The organism is Paracoccus benzoatiresistens (assembly GCF_026913015.1).
In the GTDB taxonomy this organism is placed as follows: Bacteria; Pseudomonadota; Alphaproteobacteria; order Rhodobacterales; family Rhodobacteraceae; genus Paracoccus; species Paracoccus benzoatiresistens.
Genome location: NZ_JAPTYD010000165.1, coordinates 1 through 1277, shown reverse-complemented (window position 1 = coordinate 1277; position 1277 = coordinate 1). Strand labels below are relative to the sequence as shown.

Sequence of the window (1277 nt, the reverse complement as noted above, 5' to 3'; positions counted from 1 at the left end):
CCGCCGGCTGGGTGGGTGTCAGTTCACCCGGAGATTACGCCGCCATCCAATTTCTACCACTTCCGAGACACGACCGATGCATCTAGCGCGCGAGTGTCCTGCAAGTCTGTCTCAACAGAGTCGTGCTTAAACCACTCTGGGGCATCGCGTTTGGACCTAGCCGGCCAAGTGTCAATACTCTCGATATGCTCGGTCGCCTCTTGGCCGTCGCGATCATAGTAGTAATTAATGTCCTCGGAGTTGCTGCTGACCGTCTGAGCAAAAACATGGTCACATCCACAGCAACTAAGCAGAAACCAGTCTACCGCCCACTGGTACATTCCGTCCGCTTCGCTGCCGCGCTCCGGATGATAGCCTTTAATCTCGCAATTTCTCTCACCCTCGCAGGATAAGCAGAAAGCCCGGATCTTCTCACCCAAGCGGTTTGACGCAGCCATTACTATCCTCTTCTGACTGACTGTCCTGCCAGCCTGTATCACGTTTTATGCTTCTGGCCGAAATAACACCGAAGGCCAAGCACAAGTCCGTCACAGTTCAGGAAAGATTGGATTCGTGGAGACGTCCTTTAGTTGCCTTGGATGTAGTTGCCTTGCATGCAAAAACGGACCGGAACGCTAAACTGCGACCCGGGCCGTATCAACACGGCCTGAATCTAAGCGGTTTTTGTCAGACTACAAATCTGACGCTCTGCCCGTAGCGGCTGAATGCAGGGAACAATCAGGTGAGGGTGTAATGCATGATCCGCGTCGTCTCTGCACGCTCCCCGACTGCATGTAGGGCAATATCTAGGTTCATGCCGCCGTTCACAGGGATCTGAAACCTTGTGGAGGTACCAAGGGGCTATCCATCCCGTCAAAACGGATCTGCATGGGTTGCGTCGTTAGCTTAACATCGGCGGGGCCATTAGTGTTGAATACTAACGCGAAATCGCCCATCGGCAGGCCCAGCGTCGCCTGAGTTCCGGCCGTGATAACCAAGCTTCCGCTCGCGATAACCGGACGTCCATCAATCATCATGTCTAAGCAACTCCTCTGGTCTGTCAGATGATCCTTCAAGGACACCTGAGCTAAGCAGCTGGATGGGAATGCTTCTTGCAGGCTTCTATGACTACAGCAACAGAATCATCGTTCCAACTGAGAGGATGCGAAGGGGCATGTTGGGGAGCCTGGAAAAGAAAAGCGCCCGCATAGGGTATCCAATTAGGGCGTGTTGACGTTTGAGGGTTTCCAAACTGATCGCTGGCTGATTCAAGGCTGCCAAATGGGAGGCAACCTTGA

General features: G+C 53.4%; 1 protein-coding gene. It reads right to left on the bottom strand.

Annotated elements, in window-relative coordinates:
• Positions 1-803 precede the first annotated feature (803 nt).
• Positions 804-1016, bottom strand: coding sequence for a hypothetical protein (locus OU682_RS24015; protein WP_268944687.1), 213 nt, complete (start codon positions 1014-1016; stop codon positions 804-806).
• Positions 1017-1277: the final 261 nt, after the last annotated feature.

Bases quoted from the DNA above. Each gene is read 5' to 3' on its own strand.
- OU682_RS24015 (WP_268944687.1), bottom strand. From the start codon at position 1,016: ATGATGATTGATGGACGTCCGGTTATCGCGAGCGGAAGCTTGGTTATC.